This window comes from Aeromonas sp. Y318-1, from assembly GCF_027706125.1.
Taxonomy (GTDB): Bacteria; Pseudomonadota; Gammaproteobacteria; order Enterobacterales; family Aeromonadaceae; genus Aeromonas; species Aeromonas hydrophila.
Map to the genome: position 1 here is coordinate 180,336 of NZ_JAPDCM010000004.1, position 20,091 is coordinate 200,426.

16 protein-coding genes are annotated in these 20,091 nt (G+C 62.7%); 9 read left to right on the top strand and 7 right to left on the bottom strand.

Annotated features, from left to right (window positions below):
• Window positions 1-153: 153 nt before the first annotated feature.
• Complete coding sequence (locus OKB87_RS07810) at window positions 154-1,551, bottom strand: amidohydrolase (protein ID WP_024943695.1); 1,398 nt, start codon at window positions 1,549-1,551, stop codon at window positions 154-156.
• Window positions 1,552-2,357: 806 nt separating this feature from the next.
• Here OKB87_RS07810 and OKB87_RS07815 point away from each other — a divergent pair.
• From OKB87_RS07815 to OKB87_RS07835, 5 genes are read left to right on the top strand one after another with little or no spacing between them, the layout of a single operon-like run.
• Window positions 2,358-3,452 (top strand): AI-2E family transporter, encoded by a 1,095-nt coding sequence (locus tag OKB87_RS07815; RefSeq protein WP_270827058.1) that lies wholly within the window; start codon window positions 2,358-2,360, stop codon window positions 3,450-3,452.
• A 4-nt stretch (window positions 3,453-3,456) separates the two neighbouring features.
• Complete coding sequence (locus OKB87_RS07820) at window positions 3,457-4,977, top strand: efflux transporter outer membrane subunit (RefSeq protein ID WP_270827059.1); 1,521 nt, start codon at window positions 3,457-3,459, stop codon at window positions 4,975-4,977.
• Complete coding sequence (locus tag OKB87_RS07825) at window positions 4,970-6,076, top strand: HlyD family secretion protein (RefSeq protein ID WP_270827060.1); 1,107 nt, start codon at window positions 4,970-4,972, stop codon at window positions 6,074-6,076. Before OKB87_RS07820 ends, OKB87_RS07825 begins: the two co-directional genes overlap by 8 nt.
• 7 nt (window positions 6,077-6,083) lie before the next feature.
• Window positions 6,084-7,112, top strand: coding sequence for a hypothetical protein (locus OKB87_RS07830; RefSeq protein ID WP_270827061.1), 1,029 nt, complete (start codon window positions 6,084-6,086; stop codon window positions 7,110-7,112).
• A 1-nt stretch (window position 7,113) separates the two neighbouring features.
• On the top strand, window positions 7,114-7,542 hold the full coding sequence (locus tag OKB87_RS07835) for an ion channel (RefSeq protein WP_016350335.1): 429 nt from the start codon (window positions 7,114-7,116) through the stop codon (window positions 7,540-7,542).
• A gap of 89 nt (window positions 7,543-7,631) precedes the next feature.
• On the opposite strand, the gene OKB87_RS07840 is transcribed toward OKB87_RS07835, so the two are convergent.
• Window positions 7,632-9,320 carry an FAD-dependent oxidoreductase gene (locus OKB87_RS07840; RefSeq protein WP_270827062.1) on the bottom strand — a complete coding sequence of 563 codons (1,689 nt, stop codon included), beginning with the start codon at window positions 9,318-9,320 and terminating at the stop codon, window positions 7,632-7,634.
• Window positions 9,321-9,454: 134 nt separating this feature from the next.
• Between OKB87_RS07840 and OKB87_RS07845 the strand changes: the two genes are divergently transcribed.
• From OKB87_RS07845 to OKB87_RS07855, 3 genes are all read left to right on the top strand, one after another.
• A complete protein-coding gene (locus tag OKB87_RS07845) occupies window positions 9,455-12,394 on the top strand; it encodes a sensor domain-containing phosphodiesterase (protein WP_270827063.1) in 2,940 nt (979 codons plus the stop codon).
• 65 nt (window positions 12,395-12,459) lie between these two features.
• A complete protein-coding gene (gene pflA / locus OKB87_RS07850; protein ID WP_011705579.1) occupies window positions 12,460-13,278 on the top strand; it encodes a pyruvate formate lyase 1-activating protein in 819 nt (272 codons plus the stop codon).
• A gap of 86 nt (window positions 13,279-13,364) precedes the next feature.
• The gene (locus OKB87_RS07855; protein ID WP_270827064.1) at window positions 13,365-14,006 is read left to right on the top strand and encodes an energy-coupling factor ABC transporter permease; all 642 of its coding nucleotides are present in this window, start codon (window positions 13,365-13,367) and stop codon (window positions 14,004-14,006) included.
• A gap of 50 nt (window positions 14,007-14,056) precedes the next feature.
• Here the strand turns inward: OKB87_RS07855 and OKB87_RS07860 are convergent, their stop codons facing one another.
• The 4 genes from OKB87_RS07860 to OKB87_RS07875 all read right to left on the bottom strand — a co-directional run bounded on the left by OKB87_RS07860 (window position 14,057) and on the right by OKB87_RS07875 (window position 17,307).
• Entirely contained in the window at window positions 14,057-14,749 is a 693-nt protein-coding gene (locus OKB87_RS07860) for an ABC transporter permease (protein ID WP_011705577.1), read from the bottom strand.
• 3 nt (window positions 14,750-14,752) lie between these two features.
• Window positions 14,753-15,493, bottom strand: a complete 741-nt coding sequence (locus OKB87_RS07865; protein ID WP_011705576.1) for an ABC transporter permease — start codon at window positions 15,491-15,493, stop codon at window positions 14,753-14,755.
• Window positions 15,494-15,697: 204 nt separating this feature from the next.
• Window positions 15,698-16,471, bottom strand: a complete 774-nt coding sequence (locus OKB87_RS07870; protein ID WP_011705575.1) for an ABC transporter substrate-binding protein — start codon at window positions 16,469-16,471, stop codon at window positions 15,698-15,700.
• 65 nt (window positions 16,472-16,536) lie between these two features.
• Window positions 16,537-17,307, bottom strand: coding sequence for an ABC transporter ATP-binding protein (locus OKB87_RS07875; protein WP_011705574.1), 771 nt, complete (start codon window positions 17,305-17,307; stop codon window positions 16,537-16,539).
• A 533-nt stretch (window positions 17,308-17,840) separates the two neighbouring features.
• Between OKB87_RS07875 and OKB87_RS07880 the strand changes: the two genes are divergently transcribed.
• Window positions 17,841-18,743 (top strand): lysine exporter LysO family protein, encoded by a 903-nt coding sequence (locus tag OKB87_RS07880; RefSeq protein WP_043119622.1) that lies wholly within the window; start codon window positions 17,841-17,843, stop codon window positions 18,741-18,743.
• Between the two features lie 109 nt (window positions 18,744-18,852).
• Here the strand turns inward: OKB87_RS07880 and iadA are convergent, their stop codons facing one another.
• Entirely contained in the window at window positions 18,853-19,983 is a 1,131-nt protein-coding gene (gene iadA, locus OKB87_RS07885) for a beta-aspartyl-peptidase (RefSeq protein WP_270827065.1), read from the bottom strand.
• Window positions 19,984-20,091: the final 108 nt, after the last annotated feature.

The following is a 20,091-nucleotide window of genomic DNA, read 5'->3' on the forward strand; positions in this document are numbered from 1 at the left end:
GCGCAATAGCCAACAGGATAAGGGATCAGGCTCGCTTGACACAAAACTCATTGCCATGTTTGCGACAACACAGGAGGTAACTGCCACTATGACAACAGGGTGCTCTCGCGAGACACCCTGCCTTTATTTACCCGTAGTCAATGCTCAACGCAGCTATTGTGCCGGACCCGCCGATTTGGCCAGTACGCTAAGCGCGGTCGCCGTATTGACCCTGGCCCCGACCGGAATGGCGGCCAGATCCACGAAGAAGTCGGGATTGTGCAACCCATAAGGGAAGGTTTTTCCCTCCGCCCTGGCCTTGGCAAATACCGCGGGCGGTGCCACTCCGATGAATTGATAGGCATAAGGGACATTCATCCCCTTGAAGGCTTCGGCAAAATCTTCTGAGCCCATGGCAGAGGGGAAATCACTGATCACGTTCTGCTCCCCCAGCAGCTGACGCAAGACAGGCGTGACTCGGCTCATCAACTCGGCATCATTGACCACGGCACCGGCACTGCCTTTCATCAGCCGGGTCGGCAACTTGTCATCCGGTACCCCGGCAGCGATGGCGATGCCCCGGTTGACCTCGTCGATACGCCGCAGCAGCAGTTCACGCACTTCGTGGCTGAACCAGCGCAGATTGAGCTTGAGCACGGCACTGGCCGGGATCACGTTGTTGTCACGCCCCGCCTCGATGGCACCCACCGTCAGCACCGCTGGTTGCTGGGGATCGAGATTGCGGCTGATGATGGTCTGATAGGCCAGCACAGCCTGGGCCGCCATCACCACGGGATCCAGCGTCAGCTCGGGGGTCGAACCGTGACCGCCTACCCCGTGAAAAGTAATGTCGAGCTGATCGACCCCCGCCATCCGCACTCCCGCCGCGCTGGCAACCAGCCCGGTGGGGCCAGGTACCACGTGGGCACCAAAGGCGTAATCCGGCTTGGGGAAACCGCGCTGCCACAGACCGTCATCCACCATACTCTGCGCCCCGGTCCCCGGCTCTTCCGCAGGCTGGGCATATACCACCAGGGTACCTGACCAGGCGGGCTTGAGCGCGACCATGGCCTTGGCCATGCCAAGCAACCAGGTGACATGGGCATCGTGACCACAAGCATGCATCACATCGATCTCGCTGCCATCTGCCAGGCGTTGTTTGGTCTTGGCGGCATAATCGAACCCAGTCGCCTCCCGTACCTGCAGCGCATCCATGTCAGCCCGATACCAGACCGTCGGACCGTCCCCGTTTCTGAGCACCCCGACCACCCCGGTCTTGGCGATCCCTTCGGTGACGTCGAACCCCAACTCGCGTAACTGCTGACTGACGATACCGGCGGTGCGCACCTCCGTGTAGCCAATTTCGGGATGCTGGTGCAAGTCCTTGTAAAGCGCGATCAGACGCTCGCTGTCACTTGCCACTGTATCATTAAGCTGGGTCAGCAGCTGGCTGGAGAGAAGATGGGCCTGCGTCGGCAAACTCTCTCTTGCATTCGTTACCGGCGTGATGGCCGAGGAAAGGGCCAGCATGGCGGCGATGGAGAGCCCCTGGCAACATGTGGATTTGTTCATTCAGATCCCCTTGCATGAGATGAAAACGGGGTGAACCGTCAAGGGCGGAAGACACGTGTAGATGCCAGTGCTGGTAGCCCGCGCCAAGCAACGCCCTGGATGGCGATTGCCAGCATGGCACAGGCAAACAACCTCAGCGAGAAATAAGTTGCGTTCGAGTCGCCACAAGCCGGTTAGTGTTCGCAGTGAGACCTACCCTACCAATGGCGGTATTGTCTTCACGTTGACAGGGTTATAACCACCGCAAGCTGTACCGGGGTTTAATCTGTAACGGCAAACCGGCGGAAAACATGTTTCAAAATATGACAAGCACCGGCTTGGTACACATCAACACATGGACGCCGTCAGCATGCTTCCTGTCAATGTCCAACTGTCAACATCGAGCATCTGGCTGCGGACACGTCTTCATCACCGCCATCTGTGGCAACAGAAATATCCAGCCATGACAGGGCCGCAATATCCGCCATTCTACTGCGCACGCTGTCGACGCTATTTTATATAGGCAAATCCGCCCCGTTTTCCGGCTGCTGACTAGACTGGAAACAACTGTTCTCTGGTGCCGCAGGTGATCAGACTCCTTATTACCCAGCCTCATCAGCGCCATTGAACCAATCGACCAGATATCAATCAGTTAAATATTTATTAAACATGGATTGTCGGCACAACAAATAAACCGGGGGCAACCTCGAAATACCCCCTACACTCTGAACTCAGTCTATTTATTACCGTACAACCCGCTTGCTGGGCAGTCCTTCACGTCAGACAAGCACGGTTGTGTGCTCGTCCCTCGTTGGAGTCATACCAGAATGGAAAATAACGATCTGTCCATCGTCGAAAAGCGATTGGTTGCCCGGTTCCTGGATATGTTCATCAAGTTCGGCCTGATCCTGGCGTTGGGCTCTTTCTGCTTCACCGTGTTCTCCCCCTTCATGAACATGATGTTGTGGGCCCTGATCCTGGCCGTCACTCTCTATCCTCTCCACCAGCGCTTTGCCGTGCGGCTGGGGGGAAAACAGGGGCGGGCCTCCACCCTGCTGGTCTTGCTGGGCATCCTGCTGATCGTGGTTCCCACCGTGGCCATGCTGAGTTCCCTGGGTGACAGCGTCAGCGCCCTGATGGAGCGAATGGACAGCAACACCCTGCAGATCCCGGCGCCTTCCGCCGACATCGCCAGCCTCCCGCTGATCGGCACCAAGCTCCACGCCCTCTGGCTGAAGGCATCGGTGGACTTGCCCAGCCTCCTCATCAGCTACAAGCCGCAACTCGGCGATCTCGCCAAGCAGGTGGTCGGCATGCTGGCCAGCATGGGGGGCGGACTGCTGGGTTTCGTCGTCTCCTTCATCGTGGCCGGCATCATGATGGCCTGGGGGGCTCCGGGCGCCCTGAGCGCCGATCGCATCGCCATGCGCATCACGGATGAACGCAAGGGATTGTCGCTGACCAAGTTGTGCACCAGCACCATCCGGGCCGTGGCCATGGGGGTCATCGGAGTGGCCTTCATCCAGGCCCTGCTGGCGGGGATCGTCATGATGCTGGCAGGGATCCCGGCGGTCGGCATCTTCTTCGTCCTGGCGCTGATCCTCGGTATCGCCCAGGTGCCCATGATCCTGGTAACGGGGCCCGCCATCGCCTACATGTGGAGCGCAGGCGATCACGGCACCCTGCTGAACATCTTCTACAGCGTCCTGCTGATCGTCGCCGGCATGGCCGACAACGTGCTCAAACCGCTGCTGCTCGGGCGCGGGGTCGATGCGCCCATGCCGGTAGTATTGCTGGGGGCCCTTGGCGGCATGGCCACCAGCGGCATCCTCGGCATGTTCATCGGGGCCACCCTGCTCTCCATCGGTTATCGCATCTTCATGGCCTGGGTCAACGAAGGTCTGGCTACTGCGGAAAAATAGCCCCATGGCCGTCCAGCGTCATACCATGCGCCCTCTGCTCACGGGGGGCGTATGCCTGCTGTTGAGTGCCTGCACCCTGCTTGGCCCTGACTATCAGGCGCCCCGCGTCGAGGAGATGGCCGGCTGGCACCCCGCCAGCACGGGCCAGCAGGTATCTTCGGCCACCGACTATCGCCAGTGGTGGACCCGGTTGCACGACCCCGTGCTGAGCACGCTGGTGGAAGAGGCATTTATCAAGAACCCGGATGTGCGGATAGCGGGGTTGCGGATCCTCGAGGCCCGGGCCCAGCTCGGCATCGCCGAGAGCCTGCTCGGCCCCCAGGCCACCATCGGCACCGCCGAGCTGCTGCAGGCGGGCCAGACCCGCAACGGCCACAGCAGCTCGGGCAGCAGCTATGGCGCCGGCTTCAACCTCGGTTGGGAACTCGACTTCTGGGGCAAGTTCCAGCGCGGGATCGAGGCGGCGGATGCCAACTACTTCGCCACCCTGGCGCAATATGATGACATCCAGGTCCTGCTGGCGGCCCAGGTGGCCCAGCTCTATGTGAGCATTCGCACCGTCGAGGCCAGACTGCAGATCGCTCGTGAGAATGCGCGTATCCAGCAGCGCAGCCTGGAGATCACCGAACGGCTGTTCAAGAGCGGCAACAGCGCCGAACTGGACGTGCAGCAGGCCAAGACCCAGTACCTGGGCACCCTCTCCGGCATTCCGCAGCTCGAAACCAGCCTGCGCCAGAGCCAGAATGCTCTTTCGACCCTGCTCGCCAGAGCCCCGGGGCCCCTGCCCGAGATGAATGCAGATACCGGCAAGATCCCCCGGGGCGAGCTGGCACTGGTCACCGAACTGCCGGCCGATCTGCTGCGCCGTCGCCCCGATGTGCGGGTGGCGGAGCGACAGCTGGCCGCCCAGTCGGCGCTGATCGGCGTGGCCGAGAGCGAACTCTACCCCTCCATCACCCTGCTCGGTACCCTGGGCATCAGCGCTACCAGCGGGGAGAGCGGCACCTTCTCCTGGGCCGCCGGGCCGTCGCTGAGCTGGAACCTGCTCGATCAGGGGCGGCTCGGCAACCAGATCCTGGTGCAGGACGCCCGCTTCCAGCAGCTGCACGAACGCTATCGCGACAGCGTGTTCAAAGCGGCCAGAGAGGTGGACGACGCGGCCGTGGCCTACGCCAACGGCCAGGACGAGATCGCCCTGCTGACCCAGACCGGCGAGGCCGCCCGCCGCTCTCTGGACATCGCCAACACCCAGTATCGCGAGGGGATGGCGGACTTCCAGCGGGTACTCGACTCCCAGCGCGCCCTGTTCAATCAGCAAGAGCGGCTGGTCAACAGCCGTGGTGCCCGGATGCGCGACCTCATCACCCTCTACAAGGCACTGGGTGGTGGTTGGGAACAGGGGCGAGAACGTCCTCTGGTCACCCCGGCAGTGGAAGCCCGCTTGCGCCAGCGCGCCGACTGGGCCCCGCAGCTCGACGCCGCCCCCCCCTCATCCTCTGCCCGAAAGGTAACCTCGAATGACTGACAGCTCCGCTTCCCCCGGCCAGGCCAGCCGCCGCGCCACGCTCGGGTTGCTGGTACTCATCCTCCTGCTGCTCATCTGGTATCTGCTGGCTGACCGGCTGACCCCCTACAGCTCCCAGGCTCGCGTGCAGGCCTTCGTGGTTCCCGTCGCCGCCGAGGTATCCGGCCAGATCAAGCAGGTATATGTACGCGACAATCAGGACGTGGAAGCCGGCGCCCCCTTGTTCGAGATCGATGCCGAACCCTATGACATCGCGCTGGCCAAGGCGCGCTCCGATTACCAGACGGTGTTGAGCGGTGTCAGAGCAAATAGCGAAGGGGTCAAGGCGGCCGAAGCGGCCCTGATGGCCATGCGCGCCGCCTACGACAACGCGGCCAAGGACGCCGAACGGCAGGAGCGGCTCTATCGGGAAGATCCGGGCGCCATCTCGGTACGTCGCCTCGAGGTGGCCCAGGCCAGCCGCGAGACGGCCAGGAGCCAGGTGGCGGCAGCCCAGGCCGACGTGCGCCGCGCCATCGAGGCCGCCGGGGCGAGCGGCGATCACAACTCCCAGTTGCTCAGCGCCCGTGCGGCGGTACACAAGGCCGAGCTGGATCGCCAGAACACCCGGGTGGTGGCACCGGGCCGCGGTCTCATCACGGATCTTCACACGGATGCAGGCCAGTTCATCGGCGCCGGTGCCCCGGCCATGACCCTGATCGCCATCCACGACGTCTGGGTGTCGGCGGATCTGACGGAGAACAACCTCGGCAACATTCACGCCGGTGACAGGGTCGCCATCCTGCTCGACAGCCTGCCCGGCCGCCTGTTCGAGGGGGAGGTGCACAGCATCGGCTACGGGGTGAGCGACGGCAAGAGTCAACCGGCGGGCACCTTGCCGAGCGTGGACAACAACCGCGACTGGCTGCGCCAGGCTCAGCGCTTCCCGGTCAAGATCGCCTTCAAGGCCGCTGACTTCCCCCCGGTCGAGGCGCTGCGGGTCGGCGGTCAGGCCGACGTGCTGGTCTATACCGGTGGGAATGCCGGCGGCAGCTGGGTGATGAACCTGCTGGGCTCGCTCCATATCCGGCTGATGAGCCTCTGCTCCTTCCTCTACTGAGGCACCCATGCATAACGCCGACAGGACAGTACTGCGCATTGGCACCGGCATCGCACTGGCAACCCTGATCTGCTACGGGCTGGCGCTGCCCATGCCCCACCTCGGTGTCATCATGGCCTGGGTGGTGCTGTGTCGCCCCGGCGAGCCGCTCAGCCTTGGCAAAGGGTTGCTGGGTGGCGCCCTGCTGCTGGCCGTGATGGTCGGCGGCGTGCTGCTGGTGCCCCTGCTGACCCACTATGCGCTGGCGGCGGTGCTGCTCGTCGCACTGCTGCTCCATGGTCTGATGCAACAGGCGCTGACGGGCAAGGGAGCGGCCGCCATGCTGCTCATCACGGCCATCACAGTGCTCCCGGTGGCCGGCCTCATCGAGCAGGCACTTGCCATCGCCCTTGCCCAGCTGATGGCGCTGGGGATCCTGATAGGCACCCTGGTCAACCGGCTGGCCCACAGCCTGTTCCCGCCCCAGCCGGTGACGGGAACCCAGACTAGGGCCACGCCTCAGCGCCCCGAACGTCCGGAGCGACTCGCGCTACGGGCCGTGGCCATCGTGCTGCCGGTGTGGCTGCTGGCGCTCGGCAATCCAGCCTTCTATATCCCGGCAGTGATGAAGACGGTGATGCTGGCCCAGCAGAGCAGCTCGCTCACTGCCAAAGAGGCGGGCAAGGAGCTGGTGCTGTCGACCCTGACGGGCGCCCTGCTGGCGTTCCTGCTCTGGCAGGGACTCGGCCTCTGGCCCTCGCTGTTGATGCTGGTGCTGCTGCTGGTCCTGATGACCCTCTGGCTGGCAAGACGGCTGGTGCGACTGGTGCCAAGTCGCTTTCCCCCCTCGTTCTGGAGCAACGCCTGGATCACCGCGCTGATCCTGTTTGGTCCGGCGATCGAGGACAGTGCCATCGGCAAGGATGTCTGGCTGGCAGCCGCGATGCGCTGCGGCCTCTATCTGTTGGTGGCCAGCTACGGCTGGCTCTGTATCTGGCTGCTTGAACAGTGCTGGCCCGTCGGCCGACCACTGACACAAGCATCAATAGGAGAGTGATATGTTTTCCATTTTTCTGGTCGGCATCCCGGTGATCCTGGCCAACATGCTGCTGCAATCCCTGATGTCCGTCTGGTGCATCCGCTTCTACGTCAAGCGGTTCAGCGAACGGGAAGGCATGCTGGCCGGGGTGCTGGCGCTGTTTGGCATCATCACCCTGGTGATGCTGGGCAACCTGGTGCAGATCGGCATCTGGGGCGCCCTGTTCCTGTGGCTGGGCGAGTTCAACACGCTGCAGGAGGCCGTCTATCACTCAGGCGTCAACTTCGCCACCCTGGGCTATGGCGACATCGTCATGAGTGCGCAGTGGAAGCTGCTCGGGCCGCTCGAGGCGGTCAATGGCGCCCTGATGATAGGCCTCTCCGGTGCCTGCATGCTGGCGATCCTGCAACACCATGTTCGCAAGCAACTGGGCAACACGCCGCACTAGCCATCCATCCGTTAAGCAATGAAAACAAAAAGCCACTCTCCCGAGTGGCCTTTGGCTGGCATTGCCCCTGATGCCCTCCTCGGCCAACGCTATTCGGCGGTGGCCATCTGCCAAGTCTTGAAGCCGCCGGAGAGGTTCTTGACCTTGAAGCCGTGCTGGCTCAGCAGGCGACAGGCCACATGACCGCGCAAGCCCACCTGGCAGCTGATGAGCAGCTCTTTATCCCTGGGCAGCTCATGGAGCCGGCCGCGCAGTTCATCGAGGGGGATGTGCAGGGCGCCCGGGATGCGACCCAGCTTGTCGAGTTCGGGACCATTGCGCACGTCCAGCACCTGCTGATGGGGGTGACGGGCCTCGACCTCAGCTGCGTGGCAGAGCAGGGTATCCCCCTTCAAATGGTTGCTGGCCACGAAGCCGGCCATGTTGATCACGTCCTTGGCCGAGCCGAAGGGCGGCGCATAGGTGAGCTCCAGATCCTGCAGATCAAACACGGTGAGACCGGCGCGCTGGGCCACCGCCAGCACGTCGATGCGCTTGTCGACCCCGTCCTTGCCGATGGCCTGGGCGCCGTAAATCTTGCCATCGGGGGCAAACAGCAGCTTGAGGCTGACCGGGTGGGCACCGGGGTAGTAACCGGCGTGGCTGCCCGGGTAGACATAGGCCTTCTCGAACGGCAGCCCCAGCTGCAGCAGCCGCTTCTCGTTGAGACCGGTGCTGGCCACCGCCAGATCGAACAGCTTGCAGATGGCGGTGCCCTGGGTCTTCTTGTAGGTTTCGCTGCGCCCCAGCATGTTGTCGGCGGCGATGCGCCCCTGCCGGTTGGCGGGGCCCGCCAGCGGGATCAACACAGACTCGCCGGTGACGAAGTCGGTCTCCTCCACCGCATCCCCCACCGCATAGATAAAGGGATCCGAGGTTCGCATGCCGGCGTCCACCTTGATGCCGCCACGCGGCCCCAACTCCAGCCCCGCCTTGGCGGCGAGCAGGGTCTCGGGCTTGACGCCGATGGCGAGGATCAGCAGGCCGGTATCGAGCCGGGAGCCATCGCTCAGGGTCAGCCGCAGTCCGCCCCGCTGCGCAGTCGCCACCGCCGAGGTCTTCTCGGCTGGCACATCCAGGCTCTCGATGGCAGAGAGGCCGGTGCGCAAACGCAGATCGATCCCCTCCTCCCGGATGCGGGCATGGAGCATGTTGGCCATCTCTTTATCCACCGGTGCCATCACCTGATCGGAGAGCTCCAGCAGGGTGACCGCCAGCTTACGCTGGTGCAACGCCTCCATCATCTCCAGCCCGATGAAACCGCCCCCTACCACGGTGACATGGCGCGGCTGATCGTGCGCCAGCGCCGCCAGAATGCGATCCATGTCGGGAATATTGCGCAAGGTGTGCACACCCGGGCTGTCGATACCGGGGAACGGAGGCCGGATGGGAGCCGCGCCCGGGCTCAGCAGCAGCACGTCATAGGCTTCACGGCGCTCTTCGCCGGTCAGCAGGTTGCGCACCAGCAGACTCTTGCCGGCCTTGTCTATCTCGATGACGTCGTGAAAGACCCGTACATCCACGTTGAAGCGGCGCTTGAAGCTCTGGGGGGTCTGCAACAGCAGGGCATCCCGGTTGGGGATGTCGCCACCGATGTGATAAGGCAGCCCGCAGTTGGCGAAGCTGACGAACTCGCCCCGCTCGAACATCACAATTTCCGCTTCTTCGCTCAGACGGCGGGCTCTGGCCGCCGCAGAGGCACCACCGGCCACACCGCCTACAATCAGGATCCGTTTCATCAGCAAGACTCCAGTCAACGACAGATTGCCGTTAAATTAGTATTTTCTAATTTAGAATTCAATGAAATTTTGTTTGTACCGATTTTGCAGTATTCTTGCCACCCGACAGTCGTTCAACAGGATGTTATCAGTTCATGTCGTCAACCGCGCTCAGTCACCTTTCTTCTGCCAGCCAGACACCGCTGTTCTTTCGTCTGGACGTGCGCAGCCAGCGGCTGGTCGCGCTGACCGATGTGATGCAAACCCCGCTCTACTGGCTAGATGAGCCCAGAGGCCCCTGGCCGGCCCAGTTGCCGGATGCGCTGCGCCTGCCCATCGAGCAGGCGCTCACCAGCGGCCAGGGCGGCAAGCTGGTGCTGCGCTTTGCCGGCCAGCAGTGGCACGTCGCCCTCTCCCACGAACAAGATGCCTTCTGGCTCATCTGCCTGCAGACCCTCCGCCAGGAGCCAGTGGCCGATCTGGCGCTGCACCTGCCGCGCCTGAGCCAGATGGCGAGCCAGCAGCAGTTTGCCGCCATGCTGGAGACCCTCAAGGAGAGCCTGGGGGCCGATCGCCTCATTCTCTGGCACTATCAGGCCAACGGCCCCCTCGGCAGCGAGCAGCTGACCCCGGTCTTCACCCTGGGGGCCGACGAAGTGGCCGCCATTCGCGGCGACAGCCGCTACATCCGCGCCCTGCGCACCCGCAAGTCCCTGAGCTTTTCGGAGGCGGCGCACCAGCCCATGCTGAGCCAGCACTACTACCTGGCCAATGCGGGGGTGAGCTCGCGCCTCGACGGCGCGTTGCTGGAGCAGGAAAAACTCATCGGCGTGCTGAGCCTTGAATACCTCAACGCCACCCCGCTCAGCGAGGAGATGCTGCAACTGGTGCGGCACAGCGCCCAGCTGCTCGGCCACTGGCAACCGCTCCCCGAACCGGTGCACAACCCAGTGCTGGCCCTGCCGGCCGAGCTCACCCTGCTGACCGGCATCGCCTATTGCCGCGCGCTGGTGCGCTGGGGCATGAGCGTCAGTGGCGCCCGTATCGGCTGGATCGGCGAGTACCAGCCGCGCGGCCAGGAGCTGTGGATGATCCCGCGCTGCGTGCTGGAGGGGGAGACCTTCTCGGTGCTCAAACCCATCCAGATGGACCCGGGCCCCGGCCAGGAGCTGTTCCAGCACGGCCAGGCGGTCTATGTGGAAGACCTGCCCCTGCGCTATCCCCAGGCCAGCCAGCTGCTGGCACTCAATGCCCCCGTCTATGTCGGCATTCCGCTGCACGGCCAGCCCGGTGCCCCCATCGGCCAGCTCACCCTGTTGCTCGACACGCCGCTGGCCGACCCCATGCCGCTGCTCGACGCCCTCAGCAGCCAGCACGAGCGGGCTGCCGTCGAGTTGCAACGATTGGCAGCCGACGATGCACTGCGGCTGGCCGAGGTGGCCTTCAACACCCACGACGGCCTGCTGGTGATGGATCACAAGGGGATCATCCTCAAGGTCAACCGCTCCTTTGTCCGCATTACCGGTTTTGCCGACGATGAGATGATCGGCCAGCATATCGTCCGGCTCAGGCCCACCTACTATGGCGATCACCTGAAACAGGATGTGCGCCAGGCCGTGGCGGCCCAGGAGTTCTGGATGGGGGAAGAGCGCTGCCTGCACAAGGATGGCCACCTGTTCCCGGTCCGCTTGATGGTGAGCGGAGTGCAGGACGAGCACGGCGAGATCAGCCACTACGTCTGCAGCTTCTACGACATCAGCAAGGAGAAGGAGGCGGCGCGCCACATCGAGCAGCTCGCCTATTACGACGATCTGTGCGGTCTCTACAACCGCCGCAGTCTCAACGACATCATGCAGCGTACCCTGCAGGAGGCCAGCGGCCAGTGGGGCGCCCTGCTGCTGGTGGATCTGGACAACTTCAAGTCGATCAACGACTCCCTCGGCCATGCCTGCGGCGATCTGCTGCTGCAGGCGGTGGTGGAGCGGCTCAAGGGGCTGCCGCAGGACAACCTGGTGCTGGCCCGCATCTCGGGGGACGAATTCGCCCTGCTGTTCACCGCCCTGGGCCAGGGCTATGTCACCGCCAAGATCCTCGCCGAGCACTTCGCCCGCGAGCTGATGGGGCTGTTTCGCATTCCGTTCGACATCGAGGATCACAAGCTGCACTGCAGCGCCTCGGTGGGGATCAGCCTCTTCTCCAGCGAGGACAAGGATCACCTGGTGCTGATGCAGCAGGCCGACACCGCCACCCACATGGCCAAGCGATCCGGCCAGGGCAACTATGTGTTCTTCAGCGAGGCGATGGCCGAAAAAGAGAAGAGCAAGCTGGCGCTCAACAACCAGCTGCGCGACGCCCTGCGCCACCACGAGCTGCAACTGCACTATCAGCCGCAATACCGGGTCGACAACGGCGCACTGTCCGGCATCGAGGCGCTGCTGCGCTGGCAGCGCAGCGATGGCAGCATGGTGCCACCGGCGGAGTTCATTCCCATCGCCGAGGAGACCAGCCTCATCCAGGACATCGGCTACTGGGTGATGAAGACCGCCTGCGCCCAGTACAGCTTCTGGCTCAACCGCGGGCTGGCCATTCCCCATCTGTCGGTCAACGTCAGCGCCCGCCAGTTCCACACCGTCGGCTTCGTGCAGCAAGTGGAATACATACTGCGCGATACCGGGGTGCCCCCCTCCCGCCTGCTGCTGGAGGTGACCGAATCCGTGGTGCTGGAGAACCGGCTGGAGAGCATCGCCAGAATGCGCCAGCTCAAGGAGCTCGGCATCCTGCTCTCCATCGATGATTTCGGCACCGGCTACTCGTCGCTCGCCTATCTGCGCGACCTGCCGGCGGACGAGGTGAAGCTCGACAGAAGCTTCATCCAGACCCTCGTACACAGCGAGCAGGACAAGGCCATCGTCAAGGCGATCCTGGAACTGGCCAAGGTTTTTCGTTTTACCGTCACCGCCGAAGGGGTGGAGGATGAAGAGCAGCTTGCCATCCTCAAATCCCTTGGATGCCAGCATTATCAAGGCTTCCTGACCAGCCGGCCACTCACCGCCAAAGCCCTCGAGAGCCTGCTGGGTGCCCCGGTACCGGGCTAAACATGTAGGATTTATAGGGCTTTATGTAATAAAATAACGGCCTGCTCGAATCATTGGAGTCGTCTATGTCTGTCATTAATCGGATCCCCGCTGTCGAAGTCAGCGCCACCGCCGCTGAAACCAGTGTGACCGCCGATGCATCCGGGGTCATTGGCCGGATCCATTCCGTTGAAACCTGCGGCACCGTCGATGGCCCCGGAATACGCTTCATCGTGTTCATGCAGGGCTGCCTGATGCGCTGCAAGTACTGCCACAACCGCGACACCTGGGACACCCAAGGCGGCCGCGAGGTGACAGTGCCGGAGTTGATGAGCGACATCACCAGCTATCGTCACTTCATGAATGCCTCGGGCGGTGGCGTCACCGCCTCCGGTGGCGAAGCCATGCTGCAGCAAAATTTCATCGCCGAACTGTTCGCCGCCTGCAAAGAGAAGGGCATCCACACCTGCCTCGACACCAACGGCTTCGTGCGCCACTACGACGAGCAGCTCGACAAGGTGCTCGACAATACCGATCTGGTGCTGCTCGACATCAAGCAGATCAACGACGACAAGCACATTCCGCTGACCCACGTCAGCAACAAGTACACCCTGGAGTTTGCCCGCTATCTGGCCGCCAAGGGCAAGACCATGTGGATCCGCTACGTGGTGGTACCGACCTGGTCGGACGACGACGAGAGTGCCGAAGGGCTCGGCCAGTTCATCGCCGAACTGGGAGAATGCGTCGAGAAGGTGGAGCTGCTGCCCTACCACGAACTTGGCAAGCACAAGTGGGACGTACTGGGCGACACCTATGATCTCAACGGGATCAAGCCGCCCAGCAAGGAGACCATGGACCGCGTCCAGGGCATCCTCGCCAAGTACCACAACAACGTCAAATACTGATAGCTCAGGGGCTGGCCGGGAAAACGCCGGCCCCTTTCACATCGGGCTTCGCCCACCTGCATGCCGTCACCGGACAAGGATCTGCCATGAGTGAAGGACAAGCCGCCGCCCTGCTGCTCTGGGTACTGCTGCTCATATTCAGCCTGCGCGGCACCTTGCTGCGCACCCTCTACCACAATCCGCTCTATCAGCATCTCTGCCTCGGTGGCGCCATCGTGCTGGTACCGCTCTGGACCCTGCGGGCCGGCCTGCACGAGGGGCTGGACGTGCACTTTCTCGGCCTCACCAGCCTCACCCTGCTGCTGGGCTGGCGTCTCGCCCTGCTCGCCCCCTGCCTCACCCTGCTGGTGCTCAGCTATTTTGGCGTCATCCCACTGGCCGAGATCGGCTGGCAGGCCCTCATCGGCGTGGCCCTGCCGGTCGCCACCACCTGGCTGCTGTTTCTGGCCAGCTGGGCCTGGCTGCCGCGCCATCTGTTCGTCTACCTGTTCGTGGTGGCCTTTCTTGGCGGCGCCCTCTCCATCTCGGTCAAGGTGGTGGCCAGCGCCCTTCTGATGGGCCTTAGCGACACCTATCCCTGGTACACCATCAGCGCCGACTACCTTTCCATCTGGCCGCTGCTGCTCTTCCCCGAAGCGCTGCTCAACGGCATGATCATGACCCTGCTCGCCATCTACCGCCCCCATTGGGTCAACACCTTCTTCGACCGGGAATACCTGGGCCGCTAAGCGGCAGGCAGCGACAAAAAAGCCCGCGATTGCGGGCTTTTTTATGGCGTTTACACGGTGCGGGGGCGCAGGTGGGCGTGCCAGCGAGCTTCCCATTTCTTGAACAGCCAGACGATGACGAAAGTCAGCAGCATGTAGAGCAGGCCGGCGGTCAAAAACGCCTCGAACGGGCTGTAGTAGCGGGAGTTGATGATCCGCGCGGCGCCGGTCAGATCGACGATGGTGATGATGCCCGCCACCGCCGAGCCCTGCAGCATGAAGATCACCTCGTTGCTGTAGGCCGGCAGTGCCCGGCGAAACGAGTTGGGCAAAATGATCCGGGTCAGGGTCTGCCAGCGGGTCATGCCGAAGGCGTTGGCCGCTTCAATCTGCCCCTTGGGCATGTTGAGCACGGCGCCGCGCACGATCTCGGCGGTGTAGGCCCCGGTGTTCAAGGTAAACGCCAGCAGAGCGCAGAACCAGGCTTCGGCGAACAGATCCCAGGCGACGCTATTTTTCAGCCACTCCCACTGGGCGGCGCCGTAGTAGATGATGAACAGCTGCACCAGCAGCGGGGTGCCACGAAAGAAGTAGATATAGGCCCAGATCGGCCCCTTGATCAGCCAGTTGCGGCTGTTGCGCAGTATGCCGAGCGGCACCGCCAGCATCAGCCCGAGGATCAGGGAAGCCGCCACCAGCAGCACCGTGGTGTAGAGGCCCTGCCAGTAGGTGGGCCATTCGGTGAGAATGATTGAGAAATCCATGGCTTACCTCGTCTTTATCGCATAGTGACGCTCGGCCCATTTCAGTGCCGAGGTGGAGACCGCAGTGAAGATCAGGAAGATCAGGGCCACCGCCATGTAGAAGGTGAAGGGCAGCTGGGTCGAACCCGCCGCCAGGGACGCTTTGCGCACCATGTCATCAAGCCCGATGATGGAGACCAGCGCCGTGGTTTTCAGCAAGACCAGCCAGTTGTTGCCAAACCCCGGCAGGGCGTGGCGCATCATCTGGGGAAACAGGATCCGCACAAACACCTGGGTTGCCCGCATTCCAAAGGCCCGGGCCGCTTCCAGCTCGCCCTTGTCTACCGCCAGAATGGCGCCGCGGAAGGTCTCGGTCATGTAGGCGCCGAAGATGAAGCCGATGGTGGCCACCCCGGCCGCAAACGGGCTGATGTCGATGTAATCGGGCAGCAGGGAGACCCACTCCTGGTTGGGATTGCTCGCCAGCAGGTAGTTGTTGTAGCTCTCGTTGACCCAGGTACAGAGGTTGTTGATGAGCACCTGGCCGCCGAAGAACAGCAGCATCATCAGCACCAGATCGGGGATGCCGCGAATGACGGTGGTATAGGCGGTGGCAAAACCGCGGGCCCATTTATAAGGGGAGAGCTTGGCCAGCGCCCCCAGCATGCCGAGCACCAGCGCCAGCAGCAGGGAGGCCAGCGCCACTTCCAGGGTGACCCAGGCCCCCTCCAGCAGGGAGGTTTCGTATCCTTTCAAATCAAACATATGCGGCTCCATTGCAACTCATTGAGCGGGATCTCCCGTCCCAATATCCTTTCAAACCAAACACATGCAGCTCCATTGCAACTAAGCGGGCCCATCGCTCCCTTGCGAGAGACAACGGGCCCGATGACTACAGACTAGGGTCAACCTGTCGTGATGATTCGCCGCAATTGCGCCGGCGGCTACCGGGGTAGCGCGCCTTCGGGATTACTCGCCGTACACGTCGAAGTCGAAGTACTTGTCGTTGATCGCCTTGTACTTGCCGTTGGCACGCAGCGCCAGGATGGCGGCGTTGAATTTCTCTTTCAGATCCTTGTCGGCCTTGCGCACCGCGATGCCGGCACCCTCGCCAAACCACTTGGGATCGGTCAGTTTCGGGCCGATGAACTCGAACGCATCGCCACCCTCTTTCTTGAGCAGGCCGTCGCTGATGGCGGCGGAGTCGGCCATCACGTAGTCAACCCGGCCGGATTTCAGATCGAGATAGGCCTCGTCTGCGGTGCCATAACGCTTGATGGTGGCGTTGGGGAAGTTGTCGGTGATGTAGGTGTCCATGGAGGTGGCGCGTTGCACGGCCACTGTCTTGCCACTCATGAACTCCTTGTCGAGCTTGATCTCGGTGCCCTTCTTGGCGGCGAAGCGGGCCGGAATGTGCTGGTACTTCTGGGTGAAGTCCACCTTCTTCTTGCGCTCTTCGGTGATGTCCATGGTGGCGATGATGGCGTCATACTTGCGTGACAGCAGCGCCGGAATGATGCCGTCCCAGTCCTGCTTGATCAGGGTGCACTTCACCTTCATCTCCTCGCACAGGGCGTTGGCGATGTCGATGTCAAAACCTTTCACCTCGCCGCTCGGCTCGGTCCAGGAGAAGGGGGGATAGGCACCTTCCACCCCGATCCGCACCTCTTTCCACTCCTTGGCCATCAGGCTGCCGGAAGACAGGGCAGTGACTATGGCGGTCGCCAGCATCAGCTTGTTCATGTATCTCTCCTTGATAAAATCATCGACTGTTGCAATTGCAGATTATTGGGGATCAGCCCCGGCCATCAATAGATGGAGGAGATGAATTGCTTGAACCGCTCGGACTTGGGATGGGCGAAGATCTCCTTGGGATTGCCCTCCTCCTCCACACGGCCCTGATGCAAAAACATTACCTTGTTCGACACATCGCGGGCAAACGACATCTCATGGGTCACCACCAGCATGGTGCGCCCCTCTTCGGCCAGCTCGCGCATCAGGCCGAGCACTTCGCCCACCAGCTCGGGATCGAGCGCCGAGGTGGGTTCGTCAAACAGCATCACCTCGGGCTCCACCGCCAGCGCCCGGGCAATGGCCGCCCGCTGCTGCTGGCCGCCGGAGAGGTGACCTGGGTAGTAGTCGCGCCGCTCCCACAGTCCCACCCGGTTGAGCAGGTGTTCCGCCTTGGCCATCGCCTCGGCGCGGGGCACCTTGAGCACCTGGATCGGCACCTCGATGATGTTCTGCATGATGGTCATGTGGGACCAGAGATTGAAGCTTTGAAACACCATGGCCAAGCGGCTGCGAATGCGCTCCACCTGACGCACGTCCTCCGGCAACCGTTCACCGGCCCGGTTGGTTTTCATGCGAATAAGTTCGCCATGGAGGGAAACCGTGCCGGAAGAGGGTGTTTCCAGCAAATTGATACAACGAAGAAAGGTCGACTTCCCCGAACCGGAGGAGCCGATAAGGGAGATGACATCCCCCTTGTGGGCGGTCATATCGATGCCCTTGAGCACTTCGTGGGTGCCGAAATACTTGTGCAGATCACGAACTTCCAGTGCGGCAACGTCGCTCATCCATTACAACCTTGTCTGTCCCTAGACGCCGCTGGGGCGTGACTCACGCCATCGCTTATTTAACAAAAAGTTAACCGATGGCAACCTTCAGCGAAAATATCACTCGGATAGTTAAAAAACAATACAGAACCGAGGTCTTTGGTGTTTTGTCTGTATTTTTATTGGCCAAACAGGTATTTTTCAGCACTTTGTCTGCATAAAACGCTAATCCACCCTGCCTGACGACACCGCCTTTTTATACCCACAGCGCAAGGCTGGCAAGAAGATTCCTACGTTTTGGCCGCAAGTCACCCCGTTTTACTTTATTCAACCATGCAGTACGCGCATCCTGTTGAAAAATGGGCCTGTCAGACCCCATTCTGGCTGCACCAGAATGGGCCAGCGCCCCAACAGCGGGCCTCGTTTCGCACCAAAAACATAACATATTGATAAAAAAGCTCCGGATGGAGCAGGCAAACACACAAATATGTGACACAGGCCCAATAAGTGATGATAAGGTGTCATTTTTGTCAGTTTTTGTGATCGAGGCCCCGATGTTGCTCAATGTGTTGCTGATCCTGCTGCCGCTGGTAATCGGCTATCTGGTACCCCTCTCCTCTGCCCGTTTGATCAAGCTGGTCAATCAATCGCTGGGCAAGATGGTCTATCTCATTTTGTTCCTGATGGGGCTGGGGCTCGCCTATGTGGAGAACCTGGGCAGCAATCTGGCGGTGATCTTCAAGGTGGCCGGGGTGATGCTCGCCGCCATTACCCTGTGCAACCTGCTGGCCCTCTGGTGGCTGGACAGGCGCTCCCCTCCCACTCATGAGGCCAGCGACGGTCAGATGCCGAGCAAGCTGCACCTGCTGTGGGAGTCGCTGCAGCTCTGTTTCGTGGTGCTGGGCGGCGTCTTGCTGGGGCTGCTGGTCGACCTGCGTGCCCTGCCCATCGACAAGTGGAGCGAGTGGGCGCTGATGCTGCTGCTGTTTCTCATCGGGGTGCAGATGCGCAACTCCGGCATGCGGCTGCGCCAGATCCTGCTCAACCCCTGGGGCATGAAGATCGCTGTCACCGTCATCCTCAGCAGCTGGCTGGGCAGCCTGCTGGCCGCCCAGTTGCTCGGCATGCCGCTGACCCACGGCCTCGCCCTCAGCTCCAGCTTCGGCTGGTATTCGCTCTCCGGCATCCTGGTGGCCGACAAGCTGGGGCCGGTGCTGGGCTCCGCCGCCTTCATCAACGATCTGGGGCGCGAGCTCATCGCCATCCTGATCATTCCGATGCTGATGCGCCGCCACCCCTCCGCCGCCATCGGCTATGGCGGCGCCACGGCGCTGGACTTCACCCTGCCGGTCATCCAGAAATCCGGCGGCATCCAGGTGGTGCCGGTGGCCATCGTCTCCGGCTTCATCCTGAGCCTGCTCGGCCCCATCCTGATCCTGGGCTTCCTGGCCATCTGATTGCCCCTGAGCCACCTACCGCCAACAACGACAAGCCCGGCACTGCTGCCGGGCTTGTCGTTTAAAAGAGGGGCGCGGGCGTGACAGCCCCGCCGTCAACTAGCGGCCTTCAGGTGCGCCAGCGGCCGCCGCTCATCACCCGCTCGATGGTAAGCGTATCGGGGTCGATCAGCAGCAGATCCGCATCCTGCCCCACCGTCAGCGTGCCCTTGGTCGCCAGCCCCAGTGCCCTGGCCGGATTGGCCGTCACCACCGCCAGCGCCACCTCCAGCGCAACCCCCTTGCCGCAACTCTCCACCAGCGCCTGCCACAGACTGCCGATCTGGCCGCAGCGCAGCTCGATGAGACGCCCCTCGCCATCGAAGCGCGGCAGGCTGGCGTTGGCGTCCGAGCTGAAGCTGATACGATCGGCGGGTACCCCGGCCGCCAGCAGCTCCACCAGGGCGTCGGCCGCCAGCCGCTCGCCATCGTCCAGCAAGTCCGGGAAGCTCGAGGTGGTGAGATCGACCCAGCCGCCGGCCCGCCCCCACTCGATGGCCTCGGCAAACAGCCAGGGGTTGCGGTTGCAGTGGGTGGGATAGAGCTGGCGCAGCGGGATGTCGGTGCCATCGCGCAAAGCCCGCAGCGGCGCCAGCGCCCCGCGCCCGTCCCCCAGATGAAAGAAGCTGACCCCGCTCTTGCCGGCAAGCAGCCCGGCCACCCGCGCCTCGCTCACCAGACGGGCCAGCTCGTCGTGGGTCGGCGCACTGGATCTGTGATCGCTGATGGCCACCTCCCCCACCCCCAGCACCTCGGGAATGAGCATGATGTCGGACTCCACCGTGCCGGTGAGGGTCTTGACCGGCAGATGGTAGGAGCCGGTATACATGAAGGCGCTCACCCCGGCGGCGCGAAACTCGCGCACCTTGCCGAGCACCTGGGCCGGGCTGCGAGTCAGGCTGTCGGTACCGAGCGCCGCCACCAGGGTGGTGACCCCTGCGCTCAGCGCCTCCCTTGCCGCCAGCTCCGGCGTGCGAAAAACAAAGCCCCCCTCGCCGCCACCGCCAGTGATGTGGGCCAGCGGATCCACCAGCCCGGGCACCAGATAGCGGCCACGGCCGTCCACCCGCGCCAGCGGCCAGTCGGCGGGGACTGACAAGCCCCGGCCCATCCAAGCTATACGGCCATCGGCCACCAGCAGATCCTGGCGGCCCAGCGCAGTCGGGCCGTAGAGTTCGGCGCCCTCGATCAGGGTCAACATCTGCATGCTCCTCGTGATGATGATGGGCGCCACAAAGCGCCAGCCATGCTGCACTCTACCCAGTCGGCGGTCATGGTGGGAAGCACTTCCTCACGGCCAAGTGCCTGT

Excerpts from the sequence above, each read along its gene's own strand:
- OKB87_RS07880 (WP_043119622.1), top strand. The coding sequence starts at position 17,841 with ATGTTGCTCAATGTGTTGCTGATCCTGCTGCCGCTGGTAATCGGCTAT.
- OKB87_RS07840 (WP_270827062.1), bottom strand. The coding sequence starts at position 9,320 with ATGAAACGGATCCTGATTGTAGGCGGTGTGGCCGGTGGTGCCTCTGCG.
- OKB87_RS07830 (WP_270827061.1), top strand. The coding sequence starts at position 6,084 with ATGCATAACGCCGACAGGACAGTACTGCGCATTGGCACCGGCATCGCA.
- OKB87_RS07875 (WP_011705574.1), bottom strand. The coding sequence starts at position 17,307 with ATGAGCGACGTTGCCGCACTGGAAGTTCGTGATCTGCACAAGTATTTC.
- OKB87_RS07870 (WP_011705575.1), bottom strand. The coding sequence starts at position 16,471 with ATGAACAAGCTGATGCTGGCGACCGCCATAGTCACTGCCCTGTCTTCC.
- iadA (WP_270827065.1), bottom strand. The coding sequence starts at position 19,983 with ATGTTGACCCTGATCGAGGGCGCCGAACTCTACGGCCCGACTGCGCTG.
- OKB87_RS07835 (WP_016350335.1), top strand. The coding sequence starts at position 7,114 with ATGTTTTCCATTTTTCTGGTCGGCATCCCGGTGATCCTGGCCAACATG.
- OKB87_RS07865 (WP_011705576.1), bottom strand. The coding sequence starts at position 15,493 with ATGTTTGATTTGAAAGGATACGAAACCTCCCTGCTGGAGGGGGCCTGG.
- OKB87_RS07855 (WP_270827064.1), top strand. The coding sequence starts at position 13,365 with ATGAGTGAAGGACAAGCCGCCGCCCTGCTGCTCTGGGTACTGCTGCTC.
- OKB87_RS07845 (WP_270827063.1), top strand. The coding sequence starts at position 9,455 with ATGTCGTCAACCGCGCTCAGTCACCTTTCTTCTGCCAGCCAGACACCG.
- OKB87_RS07810 (WP_024943695.1), bottom strand. The coding sequence starts at position 1,551 with ATGAACAAATCCACATGTTGCCAGGGGCTCTCCATCGCCGCCATGCTG.
- OKB87_RS07815 (WP_270827058.1), top strand. The coding sequence starts at position 2,358 with ATGGAAAATAACGATCTGTCCATCGTCGAAAAGCGATTGGTTGCCCGG.
- OKB87_RS07860 (WP_011705577.1), bottom strand. The coding sequence starts at position 14,749 with ATGGATTTCTCAATCATTCTCACCGAATGGCCCACCTACTGGCAGGGC.
- OKB87_RS07825 (WP_270827060.1), top strand. The coding sequence starts at position 4,970 with ATGACTGACAGCTCCGCTTCCCCCGGCCAGGCCAGCCGCCGCGCCACG.
- OKB87_RS07820 (WP_270827059.1), top strand. The coding sequence starts at position 3,457 with ATGGCCGTCCAGCGTCATACCATGCGCCCTCTGCTCACGGGGGGCGTA.
- pflA (WP_011705579.1), top strand. The coding sequence starts at position 12,460 with ATGTCTGTCATTAATCGGATCCCCGCTGTCGAAGTCAGCGCCACCGCC.